Source organism: Halomonas sp. H5, assembly GCF_050613175.1.
In the GTDB taxonomy this organism is placed as follows: domain Bacteria; phylum Pseudomonadota; class Gammaproteobacteria; order Pseudomonadales; family Halomonadaceae; genus Bisbaumannia; species Bisbaumannia salifodinae.
Window position 1 is genome coordinate 58,382 of record NZ_CP192510.1, and the last position, 25,704, is coordinate 84,085.

General features: G+C 68.3%; 23 protein-coding genes. 11 read left to right on the plus strand and 12 right to left on the minus strand.

Going from position 1 to position 25,704, the window contains the following annotated elements:
* Positions 1-68: 68 nt before the first annotated feature.
* A complete protein-coding gene (locus ACQ1W9_RS00265) occupies positions 69-833 on the minus strand; it encodes a helix-turn-helix transcriptional regulator (protein WP_431024788.1) in 765 nt (254 codons plus the stop codon).
* Between the two features lie 100 nt (positions 834-933).
* On the opposite strand from ACQ1W9_RS00265, the gene ACQ1W9_RS00270 reads away from it, so the two are divergent.
* The 3 genes from ACQ1W9_RS00270 to ACQ1W9_RS00280 all read left to right on the plus strand — a co-directional run bounded on the left by ACQ1W9_RS00270 (position 934) and on the right by ACQ1W9_RS00280 (position 3,328).
* Positions 934-2,592, plus strand: a complete 1,659-nt coding sequence (locus tag ACQ1W9_RS00270) for an FAD-dependent monooxygenase (protein ID WP_431024789.1) — start codon at positions 934-936, stop codon at positions 2,590-2,592.
* 2 nt (positions 2,593-2,594) lie between these two features.
* On the plus strand, positions 2,595-2,798 hold the full coding sequence (locus tag ACQ1W9_RS00275) for a hypothetical protein (RefSeq protein ID WP_431024790.1): 204 nt from the start codon (positions 2,595-2,597) through the stop codon (positions 2,796-2,798).
* Positions 2,799-2,878: 80 nt separating this feature from the next.
* Positions 2,879-3,328, plus strand: coding sequence for a hypothetical protein (locus ACQ1W9_RS00280; protein ID WP_431024791.1), 450 nt, complete (start codon positions 2,879-2,881; stop codon positions 3,326-3,328).
* 220 nt (positions 3,329-3,548) lie between these two features.
* Here ACQ1W9_RS00280 and ACQ1W9_RS00285 read toward each other — a convergent pair whose 3' ends face one another.
* Together ACQ1W9_RS00285 and ACQ1W9_RS00290 are read right to left on the minus strand one after the other, a co-directional pair.
* On the minus strand, positions 3,549-4,760 hold the full coding sequence (locus ACQ1W9_RS00285) for an MFS transporter (RefSeq protein ID WP_431024792.1): 1,212 nt from the start codon (positions 4,758-4,760) through the stop codon (positions 3,549-3,551).
* Positions 4,761-4,777: 17 nt separating this feature from the next.
* Positions 4,778-5,251: an Lrp/AsnC family transcriptional regulator gene (locus tag ACQ1W9_RS00290; RefSeq protein ID WP_431024793.1), complete on the minus strand. Its 474-nt coding sequence runs from the start codon at positions 5,249-5,251 to the stop codon at positions 4,778-4,780.
* Positions 5,252-5,439: 188 nt separating this feature from the next.
* On the opposite strand from ACQ1W9_RS00290, the gene ACQ1W9_RS00295 reads away from it, so the two are divergent.
* On the plus strand, positions 5,440-8,925 hold the full coding sequence (locus ACQ1W9_RS00295; protein WP_431024794.1) for an indolepyruvate ferredoxin oxidoreductase family protein: 3,486 nt from the start codon (positions 5,440-5,442) through the stop codon (positions 8,923-8,925).
* Between the two features lie 84 nt (positions 8,926-9,009).
* On the opposite strand, the gene ACQ1W9_RS00300 is transcribed toward ACQ1W9_RS00295, so the two are convergent.
* From ACQ1W9_RS00300 to ACQ1W9_RS00330, 7 genes are all read right to left on the minus strand, one after another.
* Positions 9,010-10,224, minus strand: coding sequence for a multidrug effflux MFS transporter (locus tag ACQ1W9_RS00300; RefSeq protein ID WP_431024795.1), 1,215 nt, complete (start codon positions 10,222-10,224; stop codon positions 9,010-9,012).
* A 270-nt stretch (positions 10,225-10,494) separates the two neighbouring features.
* Complete coding sequence (maiA, locus tag ACQ1W9_RS00305) at positions 10,495-11,139, minus strand: maleylacetoacetate isomerase (RefSeq protein WP_431024796.1); 645 nt, start codon at positions 11,137-11,139, stop codon at positions 10,495-10,497.
* Between the two features lie 14 nt (positions 11,140-11,153).
* The gene (locus ACQ1W9_RS00310; protein WP_431024797.1) at positions 11,154-12,173 is read right to left on the minus strand and encodes a fumarylacetoacetate hydrolase family protein; all 1,020 of its coding nucleotides are present in this window, start codon (positions 12,171-12,173) and stop codon (positions 11,154-11,156) included.
* Between the two features lie 32 nt (positions 12,174-12,205).
* Positions 12,206-13,516, minus strand: coding sequence for a homogentisate 1,2-dioxygenase (gene hmgA / locus ACQ1W9_RS00315; RefSeq protein WP_431024798.1), 1,311 nt, complete (start codon positions 13,514-13,516; stop codon positions 12,206-12,208).
* Between the two features lie 18 nt (positions 13,517-13,534).
* Positions 13,535-13,741, minus strand: coding sequence for a DUF2783 domain-containing protein (locus tag ACQ1W9_RS00320; protein WP_346060908.1), 207 nt, complete (start codon positions 13,739-13,741; stop codon positions 13,535-13,537).
* Positions 13,728-15,470, minus strand: a complete 1,743-nt coding sequence (locus ACQ1W9_RS00325) for an FAD-dependent oxidoreductase (protein WP_431024799.1) — start codon at positions 15,468-15,470, stop codon at positions 13,728-13,730. The genes ACQ1W9_RS00320 and ACQ1W9_RS00325 overlap by 14 nt, the downstream gene beginning before the upstream one ends.
* A 64-nt stretch (positions 15,471-15,534) precedes the next feature.
* Positions 15,535-16,503, minus strand: a complete 969-nt coding sequence (locus ACQ1W9_RS00330; protein ID WP_431024800.1) for an MBL fold metallo-hydrolase — start codon at positions 16,501-16,503, stop codon at positions 15,535-15,537.
* Positions 16,504-16,804: 301 nt separating this feature from the next.
* On the opposite strand from ACQ1W9_RS00330, the gene ACQ1W9_RS00335 reads away from it, so the two are divergent.
* The 5 genes from ACQ1W9_RS00335 to ACQ1W9_RS00355 all read left to right on the plus strand — a co-directional run bounded on the left by ACQ1W9_RS00335 (position 16,805) and on the right by ACQ1W9_RS00355 (position 21,949).
* A complete protein-coding gene (locus tag ACQ1W9_RS00335) occupies positions 16,805-17,854 on the plus strand; it encodes a TRAP transporter substrate-binding protein (protein WP_431024801.1) in 1,050 nt (349 codons plus the stop codon).
* Between the two features lie 179 nt (positions 17,855-18,033).
* Complete coding sequence (locus ACQ1W9_RS00340) at positions 18,034-18,510, plus strand: MarR family winged helix-turn-helix transcriptional regulator (protein ID WP_431026388.1); 477 nt, start codon at positions 18,034-18,036, stop codon at positions 18,508-18,510.
* A gap of 503 nt (positions 18,511-19,013) precedes the next feature.
* Positions 19,014-20,084: a TRAP transporter substrate-binding protein gene (locus ACQ1W9_RS00345; RefSeq protein ID WP_431024802.1), complete on the plus strand. Its 1,071-nt coding sequence runs from the start codon at positions 19,014-19,016 to the stop codon at positions 20,082-20,084.
* Positions 20,085-20,096: 12 nt separating this feature from the next.
* Positions 20,097-20,657, plus strand: coding sequence for a TRAP transporter small permease (locus ACQ1W9_RS00350; RefSeq protein WP_431024803.1), 561 nt, complete (start codon positions 20,097-20,099; stop codon positions 20,655-20,657).
* On the plus strand, positions 20,654-21,949 hold the full coding sequence (locus ACQ1W9_RS00355; RefSeq protein ID WP_431024804.1) for a TRAP transporter large permease: 1,296 nt from the start codon (positions 20,654-20,656) through the stop codon (positions 21,947-21,949). Before ACQ1W9_RS00350 ends, ACQ1W9_RS00355 begins: the two co-directional genes overlap by 4 nt.
* A 314-nt stretch (positions 21,950-22,263) precedes the next feature.
* Here the strand turns inward: ACQ1W9_RS00355 and ACQ1W9_RS00360 are convergent, their stop codons facing one another.
* On the minus strand, positions 22,264-23,097 hold the full coding sequence (locus tag ACQ1W9_RS00360) for an IclR family transcriptional regulator (RefSeq protein ID WP_195860447.1): 834 nt from the start codon (positions 23,095-23,097) through the stop codon (positions 22,264-22,266).
* Positions 23,098-23,215: 118 nt separating this feature from the next.
* Entirely contained in the window at positions 23,216-23,746 is a 531-nt protein-coding gene (uraD, locus tag ACQ1W9_RS00365; protein ID WP_431024805.1) for a 2-oxo-4-hydroxy-4-carboxy-5-ureidoimidazoline decarboxylase, read from the minus strand.
* A gap of 202 nt (positions 23,747-23,948) precedes the next feature.
* Between uraD and uraH the strand changes: the two genes are divergently transcribed.
* Complete coding sequence (gene uraH, locus ACQ1W9_RS00370) at positions 23,949-24,302, plus strand: hydroxyisourate hydrolase (protein WP_346060918.1); 354 nt, start codon at positions 23,949-23,951, stop codon at positions 24,300-24,302.
* A 57-nt stretch (positions 24,303-24,359) separates the two neighbouring features.
* Positions 24,360-25,571 carry a urate hydroxylase PuuD gene (locus tag ACQ1W9_RS00375; RefSeq protein ID WP_431024806.1) on the plus strand — a complete coding sequence of 404 codons (1,212 nt, stop codon included), beginning with the start codon at positions 24,360-24,362 and terminating at the stop codon, positions 25,569-25,571.
* The last annotated feature ends 133 nt before the right edge of the window (positions 25,572-25,704 follow it).

A 25,704-nucleotide genomic window follows, 5' to 3' on the forward strand; every position in this document is an offset into this window, starting at 1 on the left:
CTTGGAGGGGATGCCCCTAGCCCTGGAGTGAGTGCATAGGCCCCTGGGCCTGGGCACGCCCCGTTGGGCTATTGCCGCCGGCATAGGGCGACCAGGCGAGCTTTCGAGGGCACGCCCAGCTTGGCATAGGCCCGCTTGCGGTAGGTCTCGGCGGTGGAGAGGGCGACCTCCAGCTCCAAGGCGGCGCTCTTGAGGGTATGGCCGCGCAGCAGGCGCAGGCAGAGCTGGCGCTCGCGCTCCGAGAGGGGCGCCAGCACCGCCGCCTCCTCCGGGGTGAGGCGCGCCTCGGCCGGGCGCGGGGCGCCATAGTGGCGGCGGATCAGGCTGGCCAGCAGCGGCGCCAGGGCATCCAGGGTGACCAGGTCGTCGGCGTCGAAGGGGCCCGCCTCGCGGCCCCGGTAGAGGTTGAGGGTATAGGCGCCCTCGGCCTCGCGCAGGGTCAGGGCCACCTTGTCCACCAGGTCGGGGAAGGCGAACAGCGAGCCCCGGTAGCTCTCCGGCATCGCCTCGGCGCGCATCGGCGCCAGCTCCAGCGGTGGCGAGGCGGCCTCCGCCAGGCGCCGGTAGTTGGGGTCGTGGCGGAACAGCCCCCCGGTATAGAGGCGCGCCAGGCGGTCGGCCAGGCGCGGCTGGCGGGCATTGTCGGCGAGCAGGCAGTCGACCCCCTCGGCGGCGTCGTAGGCGAAGATCATGCACTGCTCGATGCGCGCCCCTTCCCGCAGCAGGGCCAGCAGGCGCGCCTCGAAGTCGGCGCCGCCCAGGGCCTCGACGCAGTCGGCCACCCCGGCCAGCAGGACGGGCCAGCGATCGGGCGGCGGGGTGGGTCGGGTCATCAGGTCCTCCTCGGGATGGCCTGTCCCGGCTTTTGCGGGACAGGCGGACATGGCGGCGCGGGGTAGGCTGGTCTCCACAACCCTAACAATGGAGCCGCCCATGCGACCCGCCGGACGCGCCGAGAGCGATTCGCTCTACTTCGATTATCCGCATTTCCCCTTCGTTCGTCCCCCCGAGCTGGACGGCGCGACGCCGCGCCACCGAGTGGCCATCGTCGGCGCCGGCCCGGTGGGCGTGACTGCCGCCCTGGAGCTGGCCCGCCAGGGCATCGACTGCGTGGTGCTGGACGACAAGGCCACCGTCAACGACGGTTCCCGGGCCATCTGCCTCTCCCGCCACAGCCTGGAGATCCTCCAGCAACTGGGCGTCGATCGGCGCTTCGCCGCCAAGGGGCTGGGCTGGACCCGGGGGCGTACCTACTTCCGCGACCGGGAGATCTACCGCTTCGAGATGCCCCACTCGGATCAGGAGCGCTTCCTGCCGATGGTCAACCTGCAGCAGCAGTATATCGAGCAGTTCCTGATCGACCAGGCCGCCGAGAGCGACCTCGTGGAGCTGCGCTGGCAGAGCGCGGTCAGCGGCGTCAGCCAGGATGCCGACGGCGTTACCCTGACGGTGAGTACCCCCGAGGGCGACTATGCGCTGGCCTGCGACTACCTGTTGGCCGCCGATGGCGCCCGCAGCGTGGTGCGCAAGGCCCTCGGCCTGGCGCTGCACGGCGAGGCCTACGAGGGGCGCTACGTGATCGCCGATGTGCGCCTTAAGTCCGACTTCCCCACCGAGCGCCGCGCCTTCTTCCACTCGGCGGCGCTGCCCGAGGCCACCATTCTGGTCCACAAGCAGCCCGACGATATCTGGCGCATCGACTACCAGCTGGGCCCCGACGAGGACCCCGAAGCGGCGGTTCGGGAAGAGGTGATCCGCGACAGGGTAGAGCTGATTATCCGCGAGGTGATGCAGGAGACCGGCGACTGGGAGCTGGAGTGGTGGAGCCTCTACAAGGCCCATACCCTGGCGCTGGACGACTACCGCCATGGGCGGGTGCTGTTTATCGGCGACAGCGCCCACCTGGTGCCGATCTTCGGGGTGCGCGGCCTCAACAACGGCCTGGCCGATGCGGTCAATGCCGCCTGGAAGCTGGCCTGGGTACTCCGGGGCCGAGCGGCGGAGCGGCTGCTCGATAGCTACACCCCGGAACGGCGCGGCGCCACCCTGGACGTCTTCGCCAATGCCGGCAAGAGCACCCGCTTCATGACGCCGCCGAGCCGTGGCCACCATCTGATGCGCGACGCCGCCCTGGCCCTGGCGCTGGATAACGACTATGCCAGCCCCTTCGCCGACCCCCGCCAGGTGACCCCTTACACCTATGCCGAGAGTCCCCTGACCCTGGCCGACCGCGACGCCTTCGCTGCCGGCCCCCGGCCCGGGGCGCCGCTGATCAACCGCCGCCTGGGCGATGACGACTTCCTGCTCGACCACCTGGGCGAGGGCTTTAGCCTGCTGCTGTTCGGCGAGGCGAGCCCTGAGCTTGCCGCCGCCCTGGGCGAGCATCCGCAACTCGCGGTGCTGCACCTGGGCGTGGAGGACTCGGCCCTGGGGCGGGCTCTGCCCGGCGATGCGGCGCTCTTCGCCGCCTACGGCGCCGAGCCGGGCAGCGCCTACCTGGTGCGCCCGGACCGCCACCTGGTGGCGCGCTGGAAGCGCCCCAGCGCCGCCGACCTGAACGACGCCCTGACCACCGCCCTGGGAGGCGCCTGATCATGACCGCACCGACACTGCCCTTCGCTGACCTGGAGCGGGTCTACGAGCGCCTGGCCGAGACCCTGGATGCCCTTCCCGAGGCCCAGGAGACCCCTTTCCTGGCCCAGCTGGCGCTGGCCCTGGCTCACCGCATCCCCGACTCGAGCGAGGTGGAGGCAGCCATTATGGAGGCCAGGCGCGCCAGCGAGGAGGCCGATAGGTGAGCGATCACTGACCTGGATCAAGGCATGGCGGCGGCCGGGCGCCGATACTGAGATGATTCCCCGCCACGGAGATCGTCGCCATGCCGACCTCCTCTCGTAACATCGCGCCCCAAGGCGATGGCGCACGCCTCGCCGATGCCCTAGCCGACTATCTGGCCGGCGAGCACGCCCTGCTCGAGCTCAGGTACTGCGCTCCCAAGCGGCTGAGCGCGCTGATTCATGACCTGTCCCGGCCGCTGCCCTCACCCCTGGAGCGGGCCCTGGCCCGGGGCCTGAACAGCGGCGAGCTGGCGGACTGGCTGGGCCCCGCCGAGACCCTGATGCCACCCATGATGTCGCGCTTCGGCCTCGACCCCGAGGCCTGGGCCGCGGCCCCTCAGGCCGCCGAATGGCGGGTGACCTGCCGGGCCTGCCCGCAGGTCGGCACCTGCTGGCAGGCCCTGCGCCACGGCGCCGACGCCGAGGCATGCCGCGCCTTCTGCCTCAATGCCGAGGCCTTTACCGCGGCCGGCCGTGAGTCGGGGCATTGATCTCCCCGGCCTTGAGGGCCGCTGAGGCCTCAGGGCGACGACGGCGCGTCTTCGGCATCCCCCACCGCGGCCCGGGTCTGCCAACCCCCTATTTTAGGCGCCAGGCGAAGCGCAGCCTTCCGGTCGTCATCAGGCGGCTTTTTCGGTTGGCTCGTCGGCGCTCCGGGTCCGCCAACTCCCTATTTTAGGTGCCAGGCGAAGCGCAGCCTTCCGGTCGTCATCAGGCGGCTTTTTCGGTCGGTTCGTCGGCGCCCCGAGTCTGCCAACTCCGCAGCCGCCAGGCGAACACCAGCCCCAGCGCCAGTAGCCAGAGCCCGGCGCCGGCCAGCAGCCAGCGGCTATCGCCCAGGCGCAGGATCAGCCCGCCCAGCCCGACGCCCACCGATTGCCCCAGGAAGAGGCAGCCGGCGAACACCGCCATGGCGGTGCCCCGGGCGGCGGGTGCCATCTGGGTGGCGTTGATCTGCAGGGTGTTGTGCATCATGTAGAAGCCGAGGCCGGCGACGAAGGCGCCCAGGGAAGCTCCCATGGGGGTGGGCGCCAGGGCCAGGGCGAGGAAGCCGGCCCCCATCAGGGTGCCGCCGCCCAGGGCCAGGCCGGCCTCGCCCAGGCGCCGCACCAGCAGCCTGGCCAGGGCGGCGAAGATCAGCCCGCCGACCCCGAACAGCGCCACCGAGAGCCCGGCCCGGGTCAGCGACAGGCCCTGCCAGCGGTGCAGGTGGCTGGCGGCGAAGCCCAGGGCGCCGAAGGCGGCGATGCCCTCCAGGAACACCAGGGCGAGGAGCCAGCGGGCGCGGGTCTCGGCCAGCACGCCTCGAATCCGCGCCAGGAAGGCCAGGCCGTCGCCGCCCTCGCCCCGGGGCGAGAGCTCCGGACGCCGCCGCAGGGTGGCGATCAGCAGGACTCCCGCGACCAGGAAGACGCCGGCCAACAGCAGGAAGGCGGATCGCCAGCCCAGGGTGTCCGCCAGCAGGCCGCCCAGGGTCTGGCCGGCGATCAGCCCCAGCACCGCCCCGGAGAGCATCCGCGCCAGGGCCACCTGGCGCTCGGCATAGGGCACGGTGTCGCCCACCCAGGCCATGGAGAGGGGGATGATGGCGGCGGCGGTGGCGCCGCTCAGGGTGCGAAACAGCAGCAGCATCGGCAGCGACCCGGAGAGCGCCGCACCGATCGAGCCCAGGGCACAGGCCAGGGTGGCCAGGCCGATCACCCGCAGGGCGCCGTGGCGATCCCCCTGGGGGCCATAGGCGAGCTGCATCAGGCCGTAGGCCACGGCGAAGAGGGTGATGTTCTGGGCCACGTCGGCCACCGGGCGGGCGAAGGTCTCGGCCAGGGCCGGCAGCATGGCGTCGGTGACGCGCATCGAGGCCATGCTGGCGAAGCCGGCCAGGGCCAGCAGCAGGATCATCCGTGAGGCGGCCGTCGTGGGCATGGGTGGGCTTTCCTTGTTCAGCGAATCGGGATGGCGGTCTCGTTCTTGATCTCGCGCAGGGCGAAGTTGGAGTTGACCTGGGAGATCCCCGCCAGGGTAAAGAGCTTCTCGTTGAGGAAACGGTCGTAGGCGGTCATGTCCTCGATCACCACCCGCAGCACGAAGTCGGCGTTGCCGGTGGTGGCGAAGCACTGCAGCACCTCCGGGTACTCGAGGATCCGGCGCTCGAACTCGGCGGTGTTGTCGATATGGTGGCGCACCAGGGTCACCATCACCAGGGCGGTGAGCGGCTGGCCGACCCGGGCCGGGTCCACCAGGGCGGTAAAGCGCCGCAGGGTGCCGCTCTCCTCCAGGGCCTTGACCCGTCGCCAGCAGGCCGCCGAGGAGAGGCCGATCTCCTCCGCCAGCTGCTGGTTGGTGATGCGGCCCTGGGCCTGGAGCAGGCGCAGGATCTTCTTGTCGTAGGCGTCCAGGGGGGCGTCGGAGGCCATGGCGGGCTCCCTAATGGTTTAAACCAAGGTCTAGGATTTCGAAGAATATTTCACTGGGCTTCTCTGAGAGAAATATCCTTTCGAATGATGGCGGTTTCGGGGGCGAGTTCGCAAGCACCTTTAGCGGGGCCTTGGCTAGACTCCTCGCCATAACACGCTAAAGCCCATTCCCCGCGAAGGTGGCGACCATGACTACGACCTCCCCCGTCGTCCTCGACGACTACCAGCTCAACGACCGTTACTCCCGCGACGCGGGCCGGATCTTCGTCACCGGCACCCAGGCCCTGGTGCGCATCGCCCTGCGTCAGGCGCAGCTGGATCGTCGCGATGGGCGCCATACCGCCGGCCTGATCAGCGGCTACCGCGGCTCGCCCCTGGGCGGCGTCGATCAGGCCCTGTGGCAGGCCAAGGCGGCCCTGGATAGCTACCATATCGACTTCGTGCCGGCCATCAACGAGGACCTGGCCGCCACCATGATGCTGGGCAGCCAGCAGGTGGAGACCGACCCGGACAAGGAGGTCGAGGGCGTCTTCGGCTTCTGGTACGGCAAGGGGCCGGGGGTGGATCGCGCCGGCGATGCCCTGAAGCACGGCAACGCCTACGGCAGCTCCCCCAATGGCGGCGTGCTGGTGGTGGCCGGCGACGACCACGGCTGCGTCTCCTCCTCCATGCCCCACCAGTCCGACGTGGCCTTTATGGCCTGGTTTATGCCGGTGATCAATCCGGCGTCGCTGGCCGAGTACGAGGAATTCGGCCTCTGGGGCTATGCGCTGTCCCGCTATTCCGGCTGCTGGGTGGGCTTCAAGGCGGTCTCCGAGACCGTGGAGAGCGGTGCCTCCATCGAGGTGCCGCCGTTGCCCGACTTCGCCACCCCGACCGACTTCACCCCCCCGGAAGACGGCCTCCACTACCGCTGGCCGGACCTGCCCGGGCCCCAGCTGGAGACGCGTATCGAGCACAAGCTGGCGGCGGTGCAGGCCTTCGCCGGCGCCAACCCCATCGACAAGCGTCTCTACACCAACGACGGCGCGCGCTTCGGCATCGTCACCACCGGCAAGGGCCACCTGGACCTGCTCGAGGCGCTGCGCCTGCTGGGCCTCGACGAGGCGGCGCTGCGCGAGCTGGGGGTGGAGCTCTACAAGGTCGGCATGGTGTGGCCCCTGCAGCGTCGCGGCATCCTCGATTTCGTGCACGGCAAGCAGGAGATCCTGGTCATCGAGGAGAAGCGCGGCATCATCGAGAGCCAGATCAAGGAGTACATGTCCGAGCCGGATCGCCCCGGCGAGGTGCTGATCACCGGCAAGCAGGACGAGGCGGGCAAGCCGCTGATTCCCTATGTGGGCGAGCTGAGCCCGCGGCTGCTGGCCGGCTACGTGGCCGAGCGCCTGGAGCGCTTCTTCGCCATCGACCTGCAAGAGCGCCTGAGCAAGCTGGATCGCTGCCGCGCCGAGGCCAAGGAGCTGGGCGGCGTGCGGCGCCTGCCCTACTTCTGCTCCGGCTGCCCCCACAACAGCTCCACCAAGGTGCCGGAGGGCAGCAAGGCCCTGGCCGGCATCGGCTGCCACTTCATGGCCTCCTGGATGGGTCGCCAGACCGAGTCGCTGATCCAGATGGGCGGCGAGGGGGTCAACTGGGTGGGCAAGAGCCGCTTCACCGGCAACGGTCATATCTTCCAGAATCTGGGCGAGGGCACCTGGTTCCACTCCGGCTCCATGGCGATCCGCCAGGCGGTGGCCGCCGGGGTCAATATCACCTACAAGGTGCTGTTCAACGACGCCGTGGCGATGACCGGCGGCCAGCCGGTGGACGGCCAGATCACCGTGCCGATGATCGCCCAGCACGCCGCCGCCGAGGGCGTGAAGCGTGTCGTGGTGGTCAGCGACGAGCCCGAGAAGTACCGCGGCCACGAGGGCCAGTTTCCCAAGGGGGTGACCTTCCACCACCGCGACGAGATGGACGCCCTGCAGCGCGAACTGCGCGAGATTTCCGGCTGTACCGTGCTGGTCTACGACCAGGTGTGCGCCGCCGAGAAGCGTCGCCGCCGCAAGCGCGGCCTGATGCCCGACCCGGCCAAGCGGGTCTTTATCAACCACCACGTCTGCGAGGGCTGCGGCGACTGCTCGGTGCAGTCCAACTGCCTGTCGGTGGTGTCCCGGGAGACCGAGCTGGGGCGCAAGCGCAGGATCGACCAGTCCTCCTGCAACAAGGACCTCTCCTGCGTGGGCGGCTTCTGCCCCAGCTTCGTCACCGTGGAGGGCGGCGAGCTGCGCAAGGGCCAGGGCGTGGGGGTCGACGAGGCCTTCTGGCGCAAGGTGGCGGCCCTGCCGGCGCCCCAGGCCCCGGCGCTCGAGGCGCCTTATGACCTGCTGGTGGGCGGCGTCGGCGGCACCGGCGTGGTCACCGTGGGCCAGCTGATCACCATGGCCGCCCACCTGGAGGGCCGCGGCACCAGCGTGCTCGACTTCATGGGCTTCGCCCAGAAGGGCGGCACCGTGCTCAGCTACGTGCGCCTGGCCCCGGCGCCCGGCGACCTCAATCAGGTGCGCATCGAGTCCGGCCAGGCCGATGCGGTGATCGCCTGCGATATGGTCGTCGGCAGCTCGAAGAAGGCCCTGGACGTGCTCCAGGCCGGCACGACGAAGATGGTGGCCAACCTGGCCGAGCTGGCCACCGCCGACTATGTGCTCTACCGGGACGCCGATATGCAGGCGGACAAGCGCCTGGCGCTGCTGCGCGACGCCGTGGGCGAGGTCAACTTCGCCACCCTGGACGCCAATCGCCTGGCCGAGCAACTGCTGGGAGACACCGTCTTCTCCAATGTCATGATGCTCGGCTTCGCCTGGCAGCAGGGCCTGCTGCCGGTCAGCGAGGCGGCGCTCAAGCGCGCCATCGAACTTAACGGCGTGGCCATCGACAAGAACCAGCGCGCCTTCTCCTGGGGCCGATTGGCGGCGGTGGAGCCGGACTACCTGCAGCGTCGCCTGGACGAGACGCCGCTGTCCGCCGACGCCGGCCTCGATGAGGTGATCGCCCGCCACGCCCGCCTGCTGGAACGCTACCAGGACCGCGCCTATGCCGAGCGCTACGTGCAGAAGGTGGCCCGGGTGCGCGAGGCGGAAGCGCGCCTCGAGGCCGGCGAGGCCCTGACCCAGGCGGTGGCCACCCAGCTCTACCGGCTGATGGCCTACAAGGACGAGTACGAGGTGGCGCGCCTCTACACCGAGAGCGACTTCCTCGAGGAGCTCGACGCCACCTTCGGCGGCGACTACAAGCTGACCTTCCACCTGGCGCCGCCGCTGCTGGGCGGCCGCAAGGATGCCAAGGGGCGCCCGGTGAAGCGCCGCTTCGGGCCCTGGATGCTCACCGCCATGAAGGGGCTGGCCCGGCTCCGCGGCCTGCGCAACGGCCCCCTCGACCCCTTCCGCTTCAGCGCCGACCGCAAGCTGGATCGCCGTCTGCTGGCGGAGTACGAGGCCCTGCTCGACGAGCTGGTGACGCGCCTGGATGACGCCACCCACGCCACCGCCCTGGCGCTGGGCAAGCTGCCGGAAGAGGTCCGCGGCTATGGCCCGGTGCGCGAGGCCGCCGCCGAGCAGGCCCAGGCCCGGCGGGCCAGGCTGCTGGAGGAGCTGCGCAACGGTCGCCCGATGACCATCGCCGCCGAAGTGGCCTGATCCGGGCCTATCGGCCTAGCCGAGACAACGCCGCCCTGCTTAGGCAGGGCGGCGTTTCTTTATGGGTGTCTTTCGGGGGCGGGGTTACTCCGAGAGCGCCTGGCGGGCCTCCTGGCGGGCGGCGGGGCGCACCAGGCCCCAGTAGACCGCGAGGGCGGTGATGCCGGCCAGGCCGATGGTCAGCGCCAGGGTGCGCGAGGTGTCGTCGTGCAGCTGGCCCACCAGGCCCCCCACCAGGGCGGCGATGCCCATCTGCAGGAAGCCGAACAGCGAGGAGGCGGCGCCGGCGCACCGGGGGTTGGGGGCCAGGGCACCGGCCATGGTCTGGGGCATCAGGATGCCTACCCCCATCATGAAGACGATATGCGGCCCCACCACGGCCCAGGCCTGGGTGACGCCGGCCAGGGCCAGCAGCGCCATGGTCGTGCCGCCCAGGGTGCAGAGCAGGGCGCCGCGCAGGATCAGGCGGTCGCGGCCCAGGCGCCGGCTATGGCGGCCGCTGATCAGGGTGCCGCCGAAGAAGCCCGCCACGATCAGCGCGAAGAGGATGCCGTAGGTGGTGGGGTGGACGCCGACAAACTCGATCAGCACGAAGGCGGAGCCGGAGAGGTAGGCGAAGAGCCCCGAGAAGGCGGCGGCATTGGTCAGCGTATAGCCGATGAAGGCGCGCTGGCCGAGCAGCATGCGAAAGTTGCCGAGCATGGCGGCCGGACCGATGGGTTGGCGCAGTTCCCGGGGCAGGGGTTCCGGCAGGGCGAAGATCAGCAGCGCCAGGGCGATGGCCGCGTAGAGGGCCAGCACCAGGAAGATCGCCTCCCAGCCGAAGAGCATCAACAGGCCGGCGCCCACCACCGGCGCCAGGGCTGGGGCCAGGGCCATGATGCTGGCCAGGTGGGAGAGGATGCGCCCGGCCTCCAGGGGGCCGTAGATATCGCGCACCGCGGCGCGTCCCAGCACCGGGCCGGCGGCGCCGCCGAGGGCCTGCAGGAAGCGCCCGGCCAGCAGCCATTCGATGCTCGGCGCCAGGGCGCAGAGCAGGCTGGCCGCCAGGAAGAGGGCGAAGCCCCCCACCATGATCGGCTTGCGGCCGAAGCGGTCCGCCAATGGGCCGCAGAACAGCTGGGCCAGGGCGAAGCCGGTCATATAGAGGCTTAGGGTCAGCTGCACCTGGTCGGCGCCGGTATTCAGCGCCTCGGCCATGGCCGGCATGGCGGGCAGGTACATATCGGTGGCCAGGGGGCCCAGGGCGGTCAGGGCCGCCAGCAGGATCACGGTGGCGGGGGAGGTCAGCCGTAACACCCGGTTCTCCTTGGAGGCGCCGGAGGCGCGTCCGGTGGTGGTAAGACGAGAAACGGGCGCGACACCTGGGGGACAGGGTCGCGCCCGCTTCATTAGGCTGCTTATTATACACCAACGAGGCAAGGCCTGTCGGGGTGACTCCCTGGGGTGGTGGGAGCTCAGCTCCGCTGAGCGATTGGCGCCGCCAGGCGCCCTGAACCGCCACCCAGGATCGCCCTTCGGGCGATATCGTTCGGCACAGCCGAACTCCCACAACACCGGCCCCCCTGGCTACCCGGCGTCCGGCTGGGCCTCCGGGGCGGCCCGGGCGAAGGCGTCCAGGGCCCGGCAGTTGGCCACGATACGGCGGATCCGCGGGTAGGGGGCCAGGTCGCACGCGAAGCGCTCGGCGTTGAACACCTGGGGCACCAGGCAGAGGTCCGCCAGGCCCGGGGTGTCGCCATGGCAGAAGTCGCCGCTGCCCGCCTCCCGGGAGAGCTGGGCCTCCAGGGCGGCGAAGCCCTCGGTGATCCAGTGCCGGTACCAGGTCATCTTGGCCGCCTCGTCCAGCCCCAGCTCCCCGGTCAGGTACTTGAGCACCCGCAGGTTGTTGAGGGGATGGATCTCGCAGGCCACCGATTGGGCCAGGGCGCGGACCCGGGCGCGGCCGGCGGCGTCCGCCGGCAGCAGCGCCGGCTCCGGGTAACGCTCGTCCAGGTACTCGCAGATCGCCAGGGACTGGGTCAGCCGCGCGCCGTCATCGGTGACCAGCGCCGGGACCAGCCCCTGGGGGTTGCGGGCGAGGAAGGCATCAAAGCGCTGCTCGCCCTTGACCAGGTTGACCGGGGCCTGGTCATAGGCCAGGCCCTTGAGGTTCAGGGCGATGCGTACCCGGTAGGCGGCGGACGAACGGAAATAACCGTAGAGGGTCGTCATCCTGCCTCCTCGCCTCAGTGGGGCTTGTACTCGACCACCTGCTGGTCGATGGCGCCGAAGATGCTCTGGCCGTCGCGGTCGAACATCTCGATGCGCACCCGGTCGCCGAAGCGCATAAAGGAGGTCTTGGCCTGGCCATGCAGGATCTGCTCGACCATGCGCACCTCGGCCAGGCAGCTATAGCCCACGCCGCCGTCGCTCACCGGCTTGCCGGGGCCGCCCTCGGCGTCCGGGTTGGAGACGGTGCCGGAGCCGATCACGGTGCCGGCGCCCAGGTGGCGGGTCTTGGCGGCATGGGCCACCAGCTCCGGGAAGCCGAAGATCATGTCGGGGCCGGCCTCCGGCTCGCCGAACTTCTCGCCGTTGAGGTGCACGGTCAGCGGCAGGTGGACGCGGCCCTCCTTCCAGGTGTCGCCCAGCTCGTCGGGAGTGACGCAGATCGGCGAGAAGCTGGAGGCCGGCTTGGCCTGGTAGAAGCCGAAGCCCTTGGCCAGCTCGCCGGGGATCAGGCCGCGCAGGCTGACGTCGTTGACCAGCATGATCAGCTTGATATGGCCGGCGGCCTGCTCCGGGGTCACCGCCATGGGCACGTCGTCGGTAATGACGGCGATCTCGCCCTCGAAGTCGATGCCGTGGGACTCGCTCACCGCCTCGATATCCTCGGTGGGGGCGATAAAGCGGTCGCTACCGCCCTGGTACATCAGCGGGTCGGTCCAGAAGGTCTCGGGCATCTCGGCGTTACGCGCCTGACGCACCAGTTGGACGTGGTTGAGGTAGGCGGAGCCGTCGGCCCAGTGGTAGGCGCGGGGCAGCGGCGAGTGCAGCCTGGCCATGTCCAGGTCGAAGGCGTTCTCGGCCTGGCCGCCGTTGAGGGCGTCGTAGACGTGCTGGAGCCGGGGCTCCAGGGTCTCCCACTGCTCGATGGCCTGCTGCAGGGTGGCGGCGATCTGCGGCACCTTGACGGCGCGCTTGAGGTCACGGGAGACGACGATCAGTTCGCCGTCGCGGCCCTTGTTGAGGCTGGCAAGTTTCATCTTAATAATCCTTTGTCGTCGGGGAGTCGGGCTTAGCGATTCTCGGGGTCGAAGTGGCTCTTCATGCCGGCCCATACATCCACGTAGTCGCGCTGGCGGAAGTCCGCGTTCAGCGCCGCTTCGGTGGGATGATAGACGTAGCGGCTCTCGAACATAAAGGCCATGGTGGCGCCCTGATACTGGGGCGTCAGCTCGCCCTCGCTGGCCTTCTCGAAGGTCTCGGCGTCCGGCCCATGGGGCGACATGCAGTTGTGCAGGCTGGCGCCGCCGGGCAGGAAGCCCTCCGCCTTGGCGTCGTACTCGCCGTGGATCAGGCCCATGAACTCGCTCATCAGGTTGCGATGGAAGTAGGGCGGACGGAAGGTGTGCTCGGCCACCATCCAGCGCGGCGGGAAGATCACGAAGTCGATATTGGCCATCCCCGGGGTATCGGAGGGGGAGGTCAGCACGGTGAAGATCGACGGGTCCGGGTGGTCGAAGCTCACGGTGTTGATGGTGTTGAAGGTGGCCAGGTCGTACTTGTAGGGGGCGACGTTGCCGTGCCAGGCCACCACGTCCAGGGGCGAGTGATCCAGGCGCGCCGACCAGAAGCGCCCGGAGAACTTGGCCACCAGCTCGAAGTCGCCCCGCACGTCCTCGTAGGCCGCCACCGGGCTCAGGAAGTCGCGGGGGTTGGCCAGGCCGTTGGCGCCGATGGGCCCGAGCCCCGGCAGCTCGAAGGGCGCGCCGTAGTTCTCGCAGACGTAGCCGCGGGCGGCGTCGACGCCCTCGCCCAGGCGCACCTGGAACTTGACGCCGCGGGGGATGGCGGCGATCTCGCCGGAGGCCACCTCGAGCTCGCCGAACTCGGTGCGCAGGCGCAGGGTGCCGAGCTGGGGCACGATCAGCAGCTCGCCGTCGGCGTTATAGAAGAAGCGCTCCAGCATGTCCCGGTTGATGGCGTAGAGGTGCACGCCGCAGCCGGCCTGGGTGCCGGCGTCGCCATTGACCGCCACGCTGAGCAGGCCGTCGAGGAAGTCGGTCCCGGCCTCGGGCAGCGGCATGGGGTCCCAACGCATCTGGTTGGGGTCGGCGGCGGGCCTGGCCAGAGGCGCGGTGGCGACCCGGGCGTCGTCCAGCGGCCGGTAGGCGGACTGGGCCACCGAGGGGCGGATGCGATAGAGCCAGGAGCGCAGGTTCTGGTGGCGCGGCGAGGTGAAGGCCGAGCCGGTGAACTGCTCCGCGTAGAGGCCATAGGGGCAGCGCTGGGGCGAGTTCTGGCCCTGGGGCAGGGCCCCGGGCAGCGCCTCGCTGGCGAAGTGGTTTCGGAAACCACTCTGGTATTCCAGGGTTTGGGTGGTCATGAGTCCTTCCTCTCGAAATTACCGTTCCTGGGGTGCCGGTGCGGCGGCGATGTGCAGCGCCTCCTCCAGCACCGCTTGGTCGCCGACATGGTTGGCCAGCAGCAGGATCAGGCGAGCATTGATGCGCTCGCTCTCCTCGTCGCTGCGCTCCCGGTGGAGTTCGGTGAGCGCCGCGTAGAAGGCGTCCGGATCACTGAAATTGGGGTCGAGCTCAAGCCGTGGCATGGGTCACCTCCGCGGCGGTCAGATGCTGGCCCAGGGCCGTGGCCAGGGCGCGCTCCACCGCCTCGGCGCGGCACTCGGGCCAGCGGGCGGCGACGTGTTGGTCGGGGCGCAGCAGGTAGCCGGCCCCCGGCGTCAGGCCGTAGCGGCTGGCCACCAGGCCCTCGGCGTCCTCGATCTGGCGGGTACGCGGCAGATCGGTGAGGGCGTCCGGGGCCGGGCCCAGCAGCAGCAGGTCGAGGTCCGCCTGGCGGGCCAGCAGGGCCGCCAGCTCGGCGGCGCGGCTGGCCAGGGCGTTGCCCTGGGCATCGTTCTGGGCATTGTTCTCCACCCCGCCCCGGGCATCCAGCAGCAGCACGAAGCGATCCCCCAACTGGTTGAGCAGCCAGGCGGCTTCGCCATCCTGGCGGATCGGCGCGTCCTTGGCGGGGCTGCCCGGGCGCAGTTCGGCTGGAAAACCCGCGGCGTCGTCGCCGTTGAGGGGCGAGCCGTCGTAGCGGCAGGGCATCGACAGCCGGCCGCTGTTGACCAGGGCACGGGCGAACGGATAGTGCTCGGCCAGCTCCAGGGTGGTGTCACGGAACAGGCGGCTGACGCGGCTCTTGGGGGTGATAAAGTCGGTCGACCGGGTGGAATTCAAGATGTTCTCGGCCGCCCCATGCTGGCGCTCATCATTATAGGTGGCGAGCAGCGCCTGGGGTGCCTGGCCCTTGAGCACCCGGGCCAGCTTCCAGGTCAGGTTCTCCACGCTCTGGATGGCGCCGTTGGCGCCCCGGGCGCCGAAGGGCGAGACCTGGTGGGCGGCGTCGCCCATGAAGAAGACCCGGCGGTGGATAAAGCGGTCCATCCGGCGGCAGCGGAAGGTGTAGACGCTGGCCCATTCCAGGTCGAACTCCACGTCCTCGCCGAGCATGGCTTGCACCCGGGGGCGGATGTTCGCTTCCTTCTTCTCCTCCTCCGGGTCGGCGTCCCAGCCCAGCTGGAAGTCGATGCGCCAGACGTTGTCCGGCTGCTTGTGCAGCAGCACCGACTGGTTGGGATGGAAGGGCGGGTCGAACCAGAACCAGCGCTCGGTGGGGAAGTCCGCCTTCATCACCACGTCGGCGATCAGGAAGCGGTCCTGGAACACCTGGCCCTGGCAGTCCAGGCCGAGCATGTCGCGGATGCGGCTGTTGGCGCCGTCGGCCACCAGCAGGTAGTCGCAGGCCAGGCGGTAGTCGCCATCCGCGGTACGCACCGTCACCAGGGTGCGCTCGGCCTGGCTGTCGACCGCGATTACCTGGTGCTTCCAGCGCAGGTCGATGCGCTCGGCGAAGTCGCCGGTACGCTCGACCAGGTACTCCTCGAAGTAGTACTGCTGCAGGTTGATAAAGGCCGGCACCCGGTGGCCATCCTCCGGCAGCAGGTTGAATTCATAGACCTGGCGCTCCTGGAAGAAGACCTTGCCGAGCTGCCAGGTAACGCCCTTGTCGAGCATGGGCTGGGCGCAGCCGAGGCGATCCATGATCTCCAGGGTGCGTTTGGCGAAGCAGATGGCCCGCGAGCCGACGCTGACGGTGTTGTTGTCGTCCAGCAGCACGCTATCGATGCCCTGCTTGGCCAGGTCGATGGCCGCGGCCAGGCCCGAGGGACCGCCGCCGATGATCACCACCGGGCAGTGGCGGATCTCGGCCCGGTCCAGCTCCGGTGGCCGGCGGTAGGGATAGACGGGATTCTTGTAAGTATTCGGCATGGCTCCTCCGACCGCGACCCGTTACCGGGCCGCGGGGGTGTCCTGGGGTCAGCGAGCGCGGGACTTACTGGTTTTCGACCACTTCCTGCAGGGAGTGCCACATCTCCTGGTCGCGCTCGGCGGTCCAGATGCGCGGGTCCGGGTACTCGCCACCGGCCTCGTCATAGCAGCGGGTGATATCGAAGGGCAGGCAGTGATCGAAGATCACCCAGTGGCCGTACTTGGGCTTCATCAGTGCGTAGGTCTCGGCATAGCACTCGGAGAGCGACTTGCCGGCGGCCTTGCCCGCCTTGACGCTGTTGTACATGGTCAGCAGGAAGTCGCGGGTGCCCTCGATGGCTTCACGGCACAGCGCCGGGGTGGTCAGGGCGTCGCCGCGGCCCGGCACCAACTGCTCGGGCTCCAGGGCCAGCAGCTTGTCGAGGGTGGCCGGCCACTCCTCGTGGTAGGCGTCGCCGCTGTAGGGGGTGGCGCCGTACTCCACCTGGTCGCCGGAGAAGAGCACCTTCTCCTCGGGCAGCCAGACCACGGTGTCGCCCCTGGTGTGACCCTTGCCCAGGTGCATGATGCGCACCTCGCGGCTGCCCATGAAGACGGTCAGCTCGCGTTCGAAGACGATGTTCGGCCAGGTCAGGCCGGGCACCGAGTCGACGCCCTGGAAGAGGCGCGGGAAGCGACCCACCTCGGACTCGTAGTCCTGCTGGCCCCGCTCCTTGATCAGCTCATAGGTGTTGCGGCTGGCATAGATGTTCTCGGCCTCGTAGGCGGAGGCGCCCAGCACCCGTACCGCGTGGTAGTGGCTCATCACCACATGCTTGATGGGCAGGTCGGTGACCTCGCGGATCCGGCGGATCACGTCCTGGGCCATGATCGGCGTGGCCTGGGTGTCCACCACCATGACGCTGTCGTCGCCGATGATGATGCCGGTGTTGGGGTCGCCCTCGGCGGTATAGGCATAGAGGCCGTCGGCGAGCCGGGTGAAGCTGACCTGCTTCTCTTCGGTATCGGCGTGGGATGCGAACTTCTTGCTCATGATTCCTCCGCTCGGTCGGGGCCGCAGGGGAACGGCGCCTTGTCGTTGGTGTGTCGGGATAATAGTTTCTATTGAAACTTATTGTCCAGCCGTCTCTGCACCGATTCCCTCCTTCAGAGTCCGGTTTTTGCCGTGGGCTTCGATAAATCAGTCGGTTAATGAATGGCTAGACTTAAGTCTAGTCGATCCTTTACGGGAAAATGGTTGCGCGTGATACCAATATGCGGGCAAGGTGTCGCCGATAACGCATAACAATGATGTCGATGCCGCGAGCGTCGGCCCCACGACGAGGAACTCGACCATGCATCACGCCACCCGCCTGCTGCTGGGCGCCGCCGCCGCCCTCTGCCTGAGCGCTCCGGCCCTGGCCCAGACCACCCTCACCGTCAGCACCTGGGGTGGCCCCAACCACGGCGTCAACACCATCGTCTGGCCCACCTGGAAGGCCTGGATCGAGGAGGCCACCGAGGGCCGTGTGACCCTGGACGTGGTCCACGACATGGGCCCGCCCGCCTCCCAGATGGATATCGTCGCCGACGGTATCGCCGATGCCAGCTGGATCTTCCATGCCCATATGGCCGGCCGCTTCCTGGCCACCCAGTTACCGGAATTTCCCACCTTCGAGACCTTCTCCTCCGAGGACGCCTCCGCCGCCTACTGGCATACCCACCGGGAACACCTGGCCCAGGCCGATGAGCACCGCGGCGTGGACGTGGTCGCCATGGGGGTGCATGGCCCGGGGCAGGTCTTTACCCGCGACGCCGTGGCCGATCTCGACGGCCTGGCGGGCCTGCGGCTGCGGGTCGGCGGCGGGGTGATGAGCGGCCTGGCGGAGGCCCTGGGCGTCACCGGGGTGGCCCTGCCGCCCACCGGCGTCTACGAGGCGACCTCCCAGGGGGTGGTGGATGGCGCCATGCTGACCCTGGAGAGCCTGCGCAGCTTCCGGGTCGCCGAGGTGGCGCCCCATACCCTGACGGTGGACGGCGGCTTCTATCGCGGCAGCTTCGCCATCGTGGTCAATCCCATGTTCTGGGAGCGGGTCTCCGCCGAGGATCGCCAGGCCATCGAATCGGTCTCCGGCGAGCATCTCTCGCGGCTGTTCGGTTACATGATGGATGTCTCCGACGAGCGCGGCGTGGCCTTCGGCGAGGAGCAGGGCCAGGCCACCCAGGCCCTGGACGAGGCCGGTATCGCGCGGCTGCAGGAGATCACCGCCGAGCTGATCGCGACCTGGTCGGCGGATGTCGCCGAGCGGGGCATCGAGTCGGAGGTGGCCCTCGAACACTTCCACGAGCAGCTTGCCCGGGCCGCCGAGGCCGAGGGCATCGCAGCCCGGGTCGTGGCCCACTAAGGGCCGGGAGGCATGATCATGACACCCATCCCCCTGGCCGCCGTCGGTCGGATCTTGCAACTGGGTCGACAAGGCGGAGTCGGCATGATCGCGGCACTCCATGGCTACGCGGCGCTGTTGGCCTGGTGTTCCCGGGCATCGTGCCGCTCCTGTCCCGGCTGCTCTATCAAGGAGGCGTGATGGTCGCCGAGTCGACCCGAGAGGCCTCGTCGGACAAGGCGGAGCTGGACCTGCGTCAGTTCCTGCCTTACCGGCTCAATAGCCTGGCGGAGCGCATCAGTCAGGCCCTGGCGCGCCGGTATGAGGCGCGCTATGGGCTCAATGTCTCTCAATGGCGGGTGCTGGCCTGGCTCAGCCATCGCGATGTGCTGACCGCCACGCAGATCCGCGAGGCGACCCAGATGGACAAGGCGCGGGTCTCCCGGGCGGTGCAGGCCCTGGTGGAGCGGGGCCTGATCGACCGCACGCCCTGCTCGTCGGATCAGCGCCTGCATTACCTGCGCCTCACTGAGGCCGGGCAGGCACTGCTGGCCGAACTGGTGCCCCAGGCCCGGGCCTGGGAAGCGGAGCTGGTGGCGACCCTGAGCGCCGGGGAGTACCGCGACCTCTTTAATGCCATGGGCAAGCTGGAACGCCAACTGGAACGTATCGGCTAGCGATGACGTGATACCGGTGACTGACTGCCTCGATATGTTTCGTGGCTATTGTGGCTGGGTAGGACCCTCGGTCGTTCGAGCTGGTATGGGGTTCGGCGGACGAGATAGGGATTGGTCTTCTTTTCTGAAGCCAAGGAAGTGATACGAGAATGATCGCGATAAAGGTGATTTATTTGATGCTTCATCCGGTGGGTCGATGTTTAGGCAGTGTGATGGTCTGTGATCCTGTGGCTATATCAGGGCTGGCCAGAGAAACTAATTCGCCTGCTAATAATGATATAATCGAATGATATTAAAGGTTCTTTTTCCGGTTATACCTATGTCTTATGCGCCATTTGTCACGCTGCCATTGCGCCGACGGTGGCCGGCCGGCATGGTATGCCTGACGTGTTTCCCATAAACGATAAAAAGATAAAAAAACGTATCACGTGGCGGAGTCGTCCCGCGCCCTATCCAATAACAGCAAACCATGCCGCCGCCCGGTGGCGACGGAGGGAGTGACCATGTACAAGAAGACCACCAGCCTGATGATCGGCGCCCTGGCCGCCGCATCCCTGAGCACCTCGGCCCTGGCCCAGACCACCATTACCGTCAGCACCTGGGCCGGCCCCAACCATGGCATCAACACCATCGTCTGGCCCACCTGGAAGGCCTGGATCGAGGAGGCCACCGAGGGCCGCGTGACCCTGGACGTGGTCCACGACATGGGCCCGCCCGCCTCCCAGATGGAGATGGTGGCCGACGGCATCGCCGATGCCACCTGGGTCTTCCATGGCTATAACACCGGGCGCTTCGAGCTGACCAAGCTGCCCGAATTCCCCACCTTCGAGGAGTTCTCTTCCGAGGATGCCTCCGCCGCTTACTGGCGCACCCACCAGGAGTACCTGGCCGAGGCCGGCGAGCATCGCGGCGTCGACGTGGTGGCCGCCGGGGTGCATGGCCCGGGCTGGATCTTCAGCCGCGAGCAGTACGAGACCCTGGATGACCTGCGCGGCGAACGCATCCGCGTCGGCGGTGGCGTCATGGGCGATCTCTCCACTGCCCTGGAGCTGACCGGTGTGGCCCTGCCGCCCACCGGCGTCTACGAGGCGGGCTCCCAGGGGGTCATCGACGGCGCCATGCTGGTGCCGGAGGGCCTGCGCAGCTTCCGCGTCGCCGAGGTCTTCCCGCATACCCTCAGGGTGGATGGCGGCTTCTATCGCGGCAGCTTCACCATCGTGGTCAACCCGATGATCTGGGACCGGGTCTCCGCCGAGGATCGGGCGGCCATCGAGGCGGTCTCCGGCGAGCGGCTGTCGCGGCTGTTCGGCTACATGTTCGATACCGTGGACGTGCGCGGCGTGGCCTTCGCCGAGGAGCAGGGGCATACCTTCACCGACCTGGGTGGCGAGGACCTCGAGACCCTGAGTGGCATCAGCGACAGCCTGGTCGAGGCGTGGGCCGAGACGGTCACCGAGAGCCGTGGCGTCGATGCCCGGGCCGCCATGGCCTACTTCCACGAGCAGCTGGATGCCGCCGCCGAGGAAGAGGGCGTGGCCGCCCTGGTGCCCGCTACCATCGTGGCGGCCGAGTAAACGGAGCATATTATGCAGACCCTGGCGACCCGCGCGGCGCGTCTCGGCCTGGTGATGCAGCGAGGCCTGGAGGGGGTGGCGGGCGCCACCCTCTTCGCCCTGATGCTGCTGACCACCGCCGATGTCACCGGCCGCTACTTCTTCAATAGTCCCATCCTTGGCACCGTGGAGCTGACCCAGTTGATGCTGGCGGCGGTGGTCTTCCTGTCGCTGCCGGTGGTGTGCTGGCGGGAGGCGCATATCAGCGTCGACCTGCTGGACGCGGTCTTCCCCAGGGGGCTGATCTGGTTCCGCCAGCTGGTGGTCAACGGCGTCTGCGCCGCGGCCCTGTGGGTAATGACCGGTCGGGTCTGGGCGCTGGGCGAGCGGGCCTTCGCCTGGGGTGACGTCACCGAGTTCCTGCGCATTCCCATCGGCTACCTGATTTACCTGATGGCGCTGATGCTGGGCGCCTCGACCCTGCTGCTGGCGATGCGCGCCCTGGGTTACCTGCTCGAGGGGCTGCGGATCATCGAGCGCGGCGGGCCGCTGAGCCCCGAGGGCGATGGGTCCGATAAGGAGGATTCGGCATGATCGAGGCACTCTATGGCTTCGCGGCGCTGCTGCTGCTGGTCTTCCTGCGCCTGCCGCTGGCCTTCGCCATGGGCCTCGTCGGCTTCGTGGGTTTCTACTACCTCACCGGCAACTGGAATGCCGCCGAGGCGATGGCCGCGCGGCGGGTGGTGGACACCGCCATGAACTATGGCCTGTCGGTGATTCCGCTGTTTATCCTGATGGGCAACTTCGTCTCCCATGCCGGACTGTCGGACGCCCTGTTCCGGGCCTCCAACGGTTTCCTGGGGCACCGCAAGGGCGGTCAGGCGATGGCCACCATCGTCGCCTGCGGCGGCTTCAGCGCCATCTGCGGCTCGAGCCTGGCCACCGCCGCCACCATGGGGCGGGTGGCCATGCCGCAGATGCGCAAGTACGGCTACCGGGACTCGCTGGCCTCGGCGGCCATCGCCGCCGGCGGCACCCTGGGGATCCTGATTCCGCCCAGCGTGATGCTGGTGATCTACGGCATCCTCACCGAGACCAGCATTCGCGAGCTGTTCGCGGCGGGCTTTATTCCCGGCATCCTGGGCATCGTGCTCTACCTGCTGGCGGTGAAGTGGGTGCTGTGGCGCGACCCGAGTGCCGGGCCGGCGGCGGAGCGGGTGCCCTGGGCGGAGCGGATCAAGGCGCTGAAGAGCGTGGGCAGCACCCTGGCGCTGTTCGTGCTGGTGATCGGCGGCATCTACCTGGGCGTGTTCACCCCCACCGAGGCGGCGGGGATCGGCGCCATGGGCGCCTTCGTGATCGCCCTGCTGCGCCGGGCACTGACGCCGCAGATCGTGATGAACGTGCTGATGGACACGGTGCGCACCACGGCGATGCTCTTCGCGGTGGTGCTGACGGCGCTGATCTTCGCCAACTTCATCAACCGCGCCGGCTTGCCCAATGACCTGCTGGCCTTCGTCAACGGCCTGGAGGTGGCGCCCTTCATGGTGATCCTGGTGATCCTGGCGATCTATGTGTTGCTGGGCTGCGTGTTCGAGAGCATGTCGATGATGCTGCTCACCGTGCCGGTGTTCTTCCCGGTGGTGGCGGGGCTGGGCTTCGACCTGGTGTGGTTCGGCATCCTGGTGGTGATCGTCATCGAGATCAGCCTGATCACGCCGCCGGTGGGGATGAACGTCTTCGTGCTGCGGGCGGTATTGCCGGACGTCTCGACGGGGACCATCTTCCGTGGGGTGACGCCCTTCTGGTTCGCCGGCATGGCACGGGCGCTGCTGGTGCTGGTGTTCCCGGGCATCGTGCTCTTCCTGCCCCAACTGCTCTACTAGCGTCGCTACCGCCCAACAAAAAGGCCGACCCTCGAGAGGGTCGGCCTTTTTGTTGGTTGGGCTGCTCACATCATACCGGTCCGGCGATGAGGCTAAAACGCCTCGGGACTGGGCTGCTTGCCGCCGAGGTCTGATGGAGAGGGCGGTGATCTCCCCTCGGAGGCGCTTAGAACGCCTCGGGGCTGGGCTGCTTGCCACCGAGGTTTGATGGAGAGGGCGGTGATCTCCCCGGCGCCAAGGTCAAAACGCCTCGGGGCTGGGCTGCTTGCCGCCGAGGTCTGATGGAGAGGGCGGTAATCTCCCCGGCGCCAAGGTCAAAACGCCTCGGGACTGGGCTGCTTGCCACCGATCTGCGCGGTAATCTCCCGCGCCGCACGGCTGACCAGGCCGCCCAGCTCCGCCAGGCGCGACTCGGGAATCCGCGCCACCGGGCCGGAGACCGAGATGCCCGCCAGGGCATTGCCCTGCTCGTCATGGATGGTCGCCGCCACGCAATGCAGGCCGACGGCGTGTTCCTCCCGGTCGCAGGCGTAGCCCTGGCGGCGAATCTCCGCCAGGGCCTCGCGCAGCCGCGCCGGGGTATCGATGGTGCTGGCGGTGACCCGGGGCAGGCCGCGGGCCTGGAGGATGCGCTCCACCTCCTTGTCCGGCAGCCAGGCCAGCAGCGCCTTGCCGACCCCGGAGGCGTGCATGGGGGCCCGGGAGCCGAGGCGGGTGATCATGCGCATCATCTGCGGCGACTCGCTCTGGGCCAGGAACACCGCCATGCCGTCGTCGCGGATGCCCAGGTTGGCGGACTCGCCGCTCTCCTCGGTGAGGCGACGCAGGAAGGGGCGGGCGGTGGCCACGAAGTCGCGGGCCTCGAGGAAGGTATTGCCGATCTGGAAGGTCTTGACCCCCACCTTCCACAGGCCCAGCTCGGTGTCCTGGGTGATAAAGCCCTGCTGGTGCAGGGCCTGGAGCAGGCGGTGGGTGGTGGAGGGGGCCAGGCCGACGATCTGCGCGATATCGGACAGCGCCAGGCCCATGGGGGCGGCGGCCAGCCCCTCGAGGATATTCAGGCCGCGCACCAGCGACTGGCTGTGTCCGCCGCTGCTCTTGCCGCTCCCGGCCGGGCGGCCCACCGTCTTGCGTTTGCTCTCGGTCACGCCTCGCTCTCCGTCACCCAACTGCATTGATCACTGGCGCCTAGGATACACCCTCGACGCCGTCCTGTCGTGGTAACGGAAATCCCTTCCACTAAACCTTTCGGGCGGTACCGTCGGCTTATTGCTGCTCGGCGCGGGCCTGGAGGCGGAACAGGGCGATGTGGTTGATCTGTTCCACCACGGTGCGGCGCTCCTCTTCGGCGCTGTTCTCCAGGCGCTCCTCGAAAGCGGCCAGGATCAGGTGGCGGTTGCTGCCCTTGACGGCCATCACGAAGGGGAAGCCGAAGCGTTCCTTGTAGGCGTTGTTCAGGCGCTCGAAGCGGGCCAGCTCCTCGGGGGTGCACTGGTCGAGGCCGGCGCCGGCCTGCTCGTTGGTGGAGTCATCGGTGAGCTCGCCGGCCAGGGCCGCCTTGCCGGCCAGGTCCGGGTGGGCACGCACCACCTCCAGCTGGCGCTCGGGGCTGGCCTCGTCGAGCACCTTGCCCATGGCGGCGGCCAGGCCCTCCGGGGTGTCCTGCTCGGCGCCCAGGCCGGCCTCCCAGGTCAGCTCGGCGACCCAGGGAGAGTGTTCGTAGATCTCGCCGAACTGGGCCACGAAGGTGGCGCGGTCCATGCTGCTGGGACGGGGGTTCAGGGTCTTGTCGCTCATTGTTTTCTCCTTGGGAGGCAGAGGGCCCATAATACGCTACATCTACTGTATACAAAAACTCTTTGAAATGTACTCCATTTGAGGCTAAAACTGTAACCATAGACTTCGGGTCGGTTCCCCGGCGAGAGCACGCTTGTCGAGCCCCGGCCTTTTTCCTTACTCGCGCCGCCTCGCGGTGCCATGACCACAACAGGAGAGACACATGGGACGCGTAACCACCCACGTCTTGGACTCTGCCAAGGGCCGGCCGGGCCACGGTATTCGCATCGAGGTCTTCCGTATCGAAGGCGATGAGCGGGTGCGCATCGGCGAGGCCGTGACCAATGACGATGGCCGCTGTGATGCCCCCATCCTCGAGGGCGATGCCCTAACCGTGGGCGAATATGAGCTGCTTTTCCATGCCGGCGACTACCTGGATCGCGAAGGCGTGCCCGGCCCCAAGCCGCGCTTCCTGGATCGCATCCCGCTGCGCTTCGGCGTCGCCAACGCGGACGAGCACTACCATGTGCCGCTGCTGCTGGCGCCTTACAGCTTCTCCACCTACCGGGGCAGCTGATCCCGATCGGCTCCCCTGAATCGACCTACAACAACCGTACAAAGCGAGCGCTGAGTTATGGACGCGTATCTCCTCGAGTTTGCCAATATGCTGCTGCGATGGCTCCACGTCATCGCGGCGATCGCCTGGATCGGTGAATCGATCTACTTCGTGATGCTGGATAACGGGCTGAAGACGCCCAAGGACGAGGCTTGTCGCAAGAAGGGCGTGTTCGGCGAGATGTGGGCCGTGCACGGTGGCGGTTTCTATCACAACCAGAAGTACGCCACGAGCCCGGAAAAGCTGCCCGACGACCTGCACTGGTCGTTCTGGAAGTCCTACACCACCTGGCTGTCGGGCTTCGCGCTCTTCACCCTGCTGTATATGGCCAACCCCAGCTTCTACCTGGTCAACCCGGGCAGCTCCTGGGAGTGGGCCGCCAATATGACCGGCTGGCAGGCCAATGTCATGGCGCTGCTCTTCCTGCTCGGTGGCTGGGTGGTCTACAACGAGCTGTGCAAGCGCATCAGCCCGAACATGGAGCGCGATGGCGTCCTGAGTATCGCCGTGGCGGTGATGATGGTGGTGGTCGCCTACCTGAGCGTGCATATCTTCTCCGGGCGGGCCGCCTTCCTGCTGACCGGCGCGGTGATGGCCACCACCATGTCCGCCAACGTCTTCTTCTGGATCATCCCGGGCCAGCGGCGCATGGTGAAGGCGCTCAAGGCCGGCGAGACGCCCAATCCCATCGATGGCAAGCGCGGCAAGCAGCGCTCGGTGCATAACACCTACTTCACCCTGCCGGTGGTGCTGCTGATGATCAGCAACCACTACTCCTTCCTCTACGCCCATGAGCTGGCCTGGGTGATCATGACGCTGTTCATCTTCGCCGGCGCCCTGATCCGTCAGTTCTTCGTGCTGATGCACTCCGGCCAGATCAAGCCGGCCTACCCGGCGGCGGGCGTGGTGCTGATCCTGATCAGTGTCTGGGTCGCGGCGCCGAGCAGCGCGCCGGCGGGGGCCACCGACCTGGCCGTGGCCAGTGAGGGGTCCGGCATCGCGGAGGTCAGCGGCATCATCAATGAGCGTTGCGTGACCTGTCACTCCCGTGAGCCGAGCCATCCCAGCTTCAACTCGGCCCCGGCGGGGATCACCTATGACAGCGACGAGAACATCCTCAACAGCATCGCCCAGATCAAGCAGGTGGTGGGCAGCAACTACATGCCGCTGGGCAATATGACCCAGATGACCGATGAGGAGCGTGCCGTGATCGCCGACTGGCGCGAGTAAGCGAGCCCGCAGCGAGGGTGGTGCCCGGTACCGCCCCGCCTCGAGAGACGGTGGCCCGCCCTTGGCGGGCCCTGTCGTCTGTGGGGAATAAAAACGTATACAATGGAAGCTCGATGATGGGCAGTCGATCTGG

Excerpts from the sequence above, each read along its gene's own strand:
- ACQ1W9_RS00290 (WP_431024793.1), bottom strand. The coding sequence starts at position 5,251 with ATGGCCTCCGACGCCCCCCTGGACGCCTACGACAAGAAGATCCTGCGC.
- ACQ1W9_RS00345 (WP_431024802.1), top strand. The coding sequence starts at position 19,014 with ATGTACAAGAAGACCACCAGCCTGATGATCGGCGCCCTGGCCGCCGCA.
- ACQ1W9_RS00310 (WP_431024797.1), bottom strand. The coding sequence starts at position 12,173 with ATGAAACTTGCCAGCCTCAACAAGGGCCGCGACGGCGAACTGATCGTC.
- ACQ1W9_RS00375 (WP_431024806.1), top strand. The coding sequence starts at position 24,360 with ATGGACGCGTATCTCCTCGAGTTTGCCAATATGCTGCTGCGATGGCTC.
- ACQ1W9_RS00335 (WP_431024801.1), top strand. The coding sequence starts at position 16,805 with ATGCATCACGCCACCCGCCTGCTGCTGGGCGCCGCCGCCGCCCTCTGC.
- maiA (WP_431024796.1), bottom strand. The coding sequence starts at position 11,139 with ATGACGACCCTCTACGGTTATTTCCGTTCGTCCGCCGCCTACCGGGTA.
- ACQ1W9_RS00320 (WP_346060908.1), bottom strand. The coding sequence starts at position 13,741 with ATGCCACGGCTTGAGCTCGACCCCAATTTCAGTGATCCGGACGCCTTC.
- ACQ1W9_RS00285 (WP_431024792.1), bottom strand. The coding sequence starts at position 4,760 with ATGCCCACGACGGCCGCCTCACGGATGATCCTGCTGCTGGCCCTGGCC.
- ACQ1W9_RS00295 (WP_431024794.1), top strand. The coding sequence starts at position 5,440 with ATGACTACGACCTCCCCCGTCGTCCTCGACGACTACCAGCTCAACGAC.
- ACQ1W9_RS00275 (WP_431024790.1), top strand. The coding sequence starts at position 2,595 with ATGACCGCACCGACACTGCCCTTCGCTGACCTGGAGCGGGTCTACGAG.
- uraD (WP_431024805.1), bottom strand. The coding sequence starts at position 23,746 with ATGAGCGACAAGACCCTGAACCCCCGTCCCAGCAGCATGGACCGCGCC.
- ACQ1W9_RS00265 (WP_431024788.1), bottom strand. The coding sequence starts at position 833 with ATGACCCGACCCACCCCGCCGCCCGATCGCTGGCCCGTCCTGCTGGCC.
- hmgA (WP_431024798.1), bottom strand. The coding sequence starts at position 13,516 with ATGACCACCCAAACCCTGGAATACCAGAGTGGTTTCCGAAACCACTTC.
- ACQ1W9_RS00350 (WP_431024803.1), top strand. The coding sequence starts at position 20,097 with ATGCAGACCCTGGCGACCCGCGCGGCGCGTCTCGGCCTGGTGATGCAG.
- ACQ1W9_RS00325 (WP_431024799.1), bottom strand. The coding sequence starts at position 15,470 with ATGCCGAATACTTACAAGAATCCCGTCTATCCCTACCGCCGGCCACCG.
- ACQ1W9_RS00270 (WP_431024789.1), top strand. The coding sequence starts at position 934 with ATGCGACCCGCCGGACGCGCCGAGAGCGATTCGCTCTACTTCGATTAT.
- ACQ1W9_RS00330 (WP_431024800.1), bottom strand. The coding sequence starts at position 16,503 with ATGAGCAAGAAGTTCGCATCCCACGCCGATACCGAAGAGAAGCAGGTC.
- uraH (WP_346060918.1), top strand. The coding sequence starts at position 23,949 with ATGGGACGCGTAACCACCCACGTCTTGGACTCTGCCAAGGGCCGGCCG.
- ACQ1W9_RS00355 (WP_431024804.1), top strand. The coding sequence starts at position 20,654 with ATGATCGAGGCACTCTATGGCTTCGCGGCGCTGCTGCTGCTGGTCTTC.
- ACQ1W9_RS00280 (WP_431024791.1), top strand. The coding sequence starts at position 2,879 with ATGCCGACCTCCTCTCGTAACATCGCGCCCCAAGGCGATGGCGCACGC.
- ACQ1W9_RS00340 (WP_431026388.1), top strand. The coding sequence starts at position 18,034 with ATGGTCGCCGAGTCGACCCGAGAGGCCTCGTCGGACAAGGCGGAGCTG.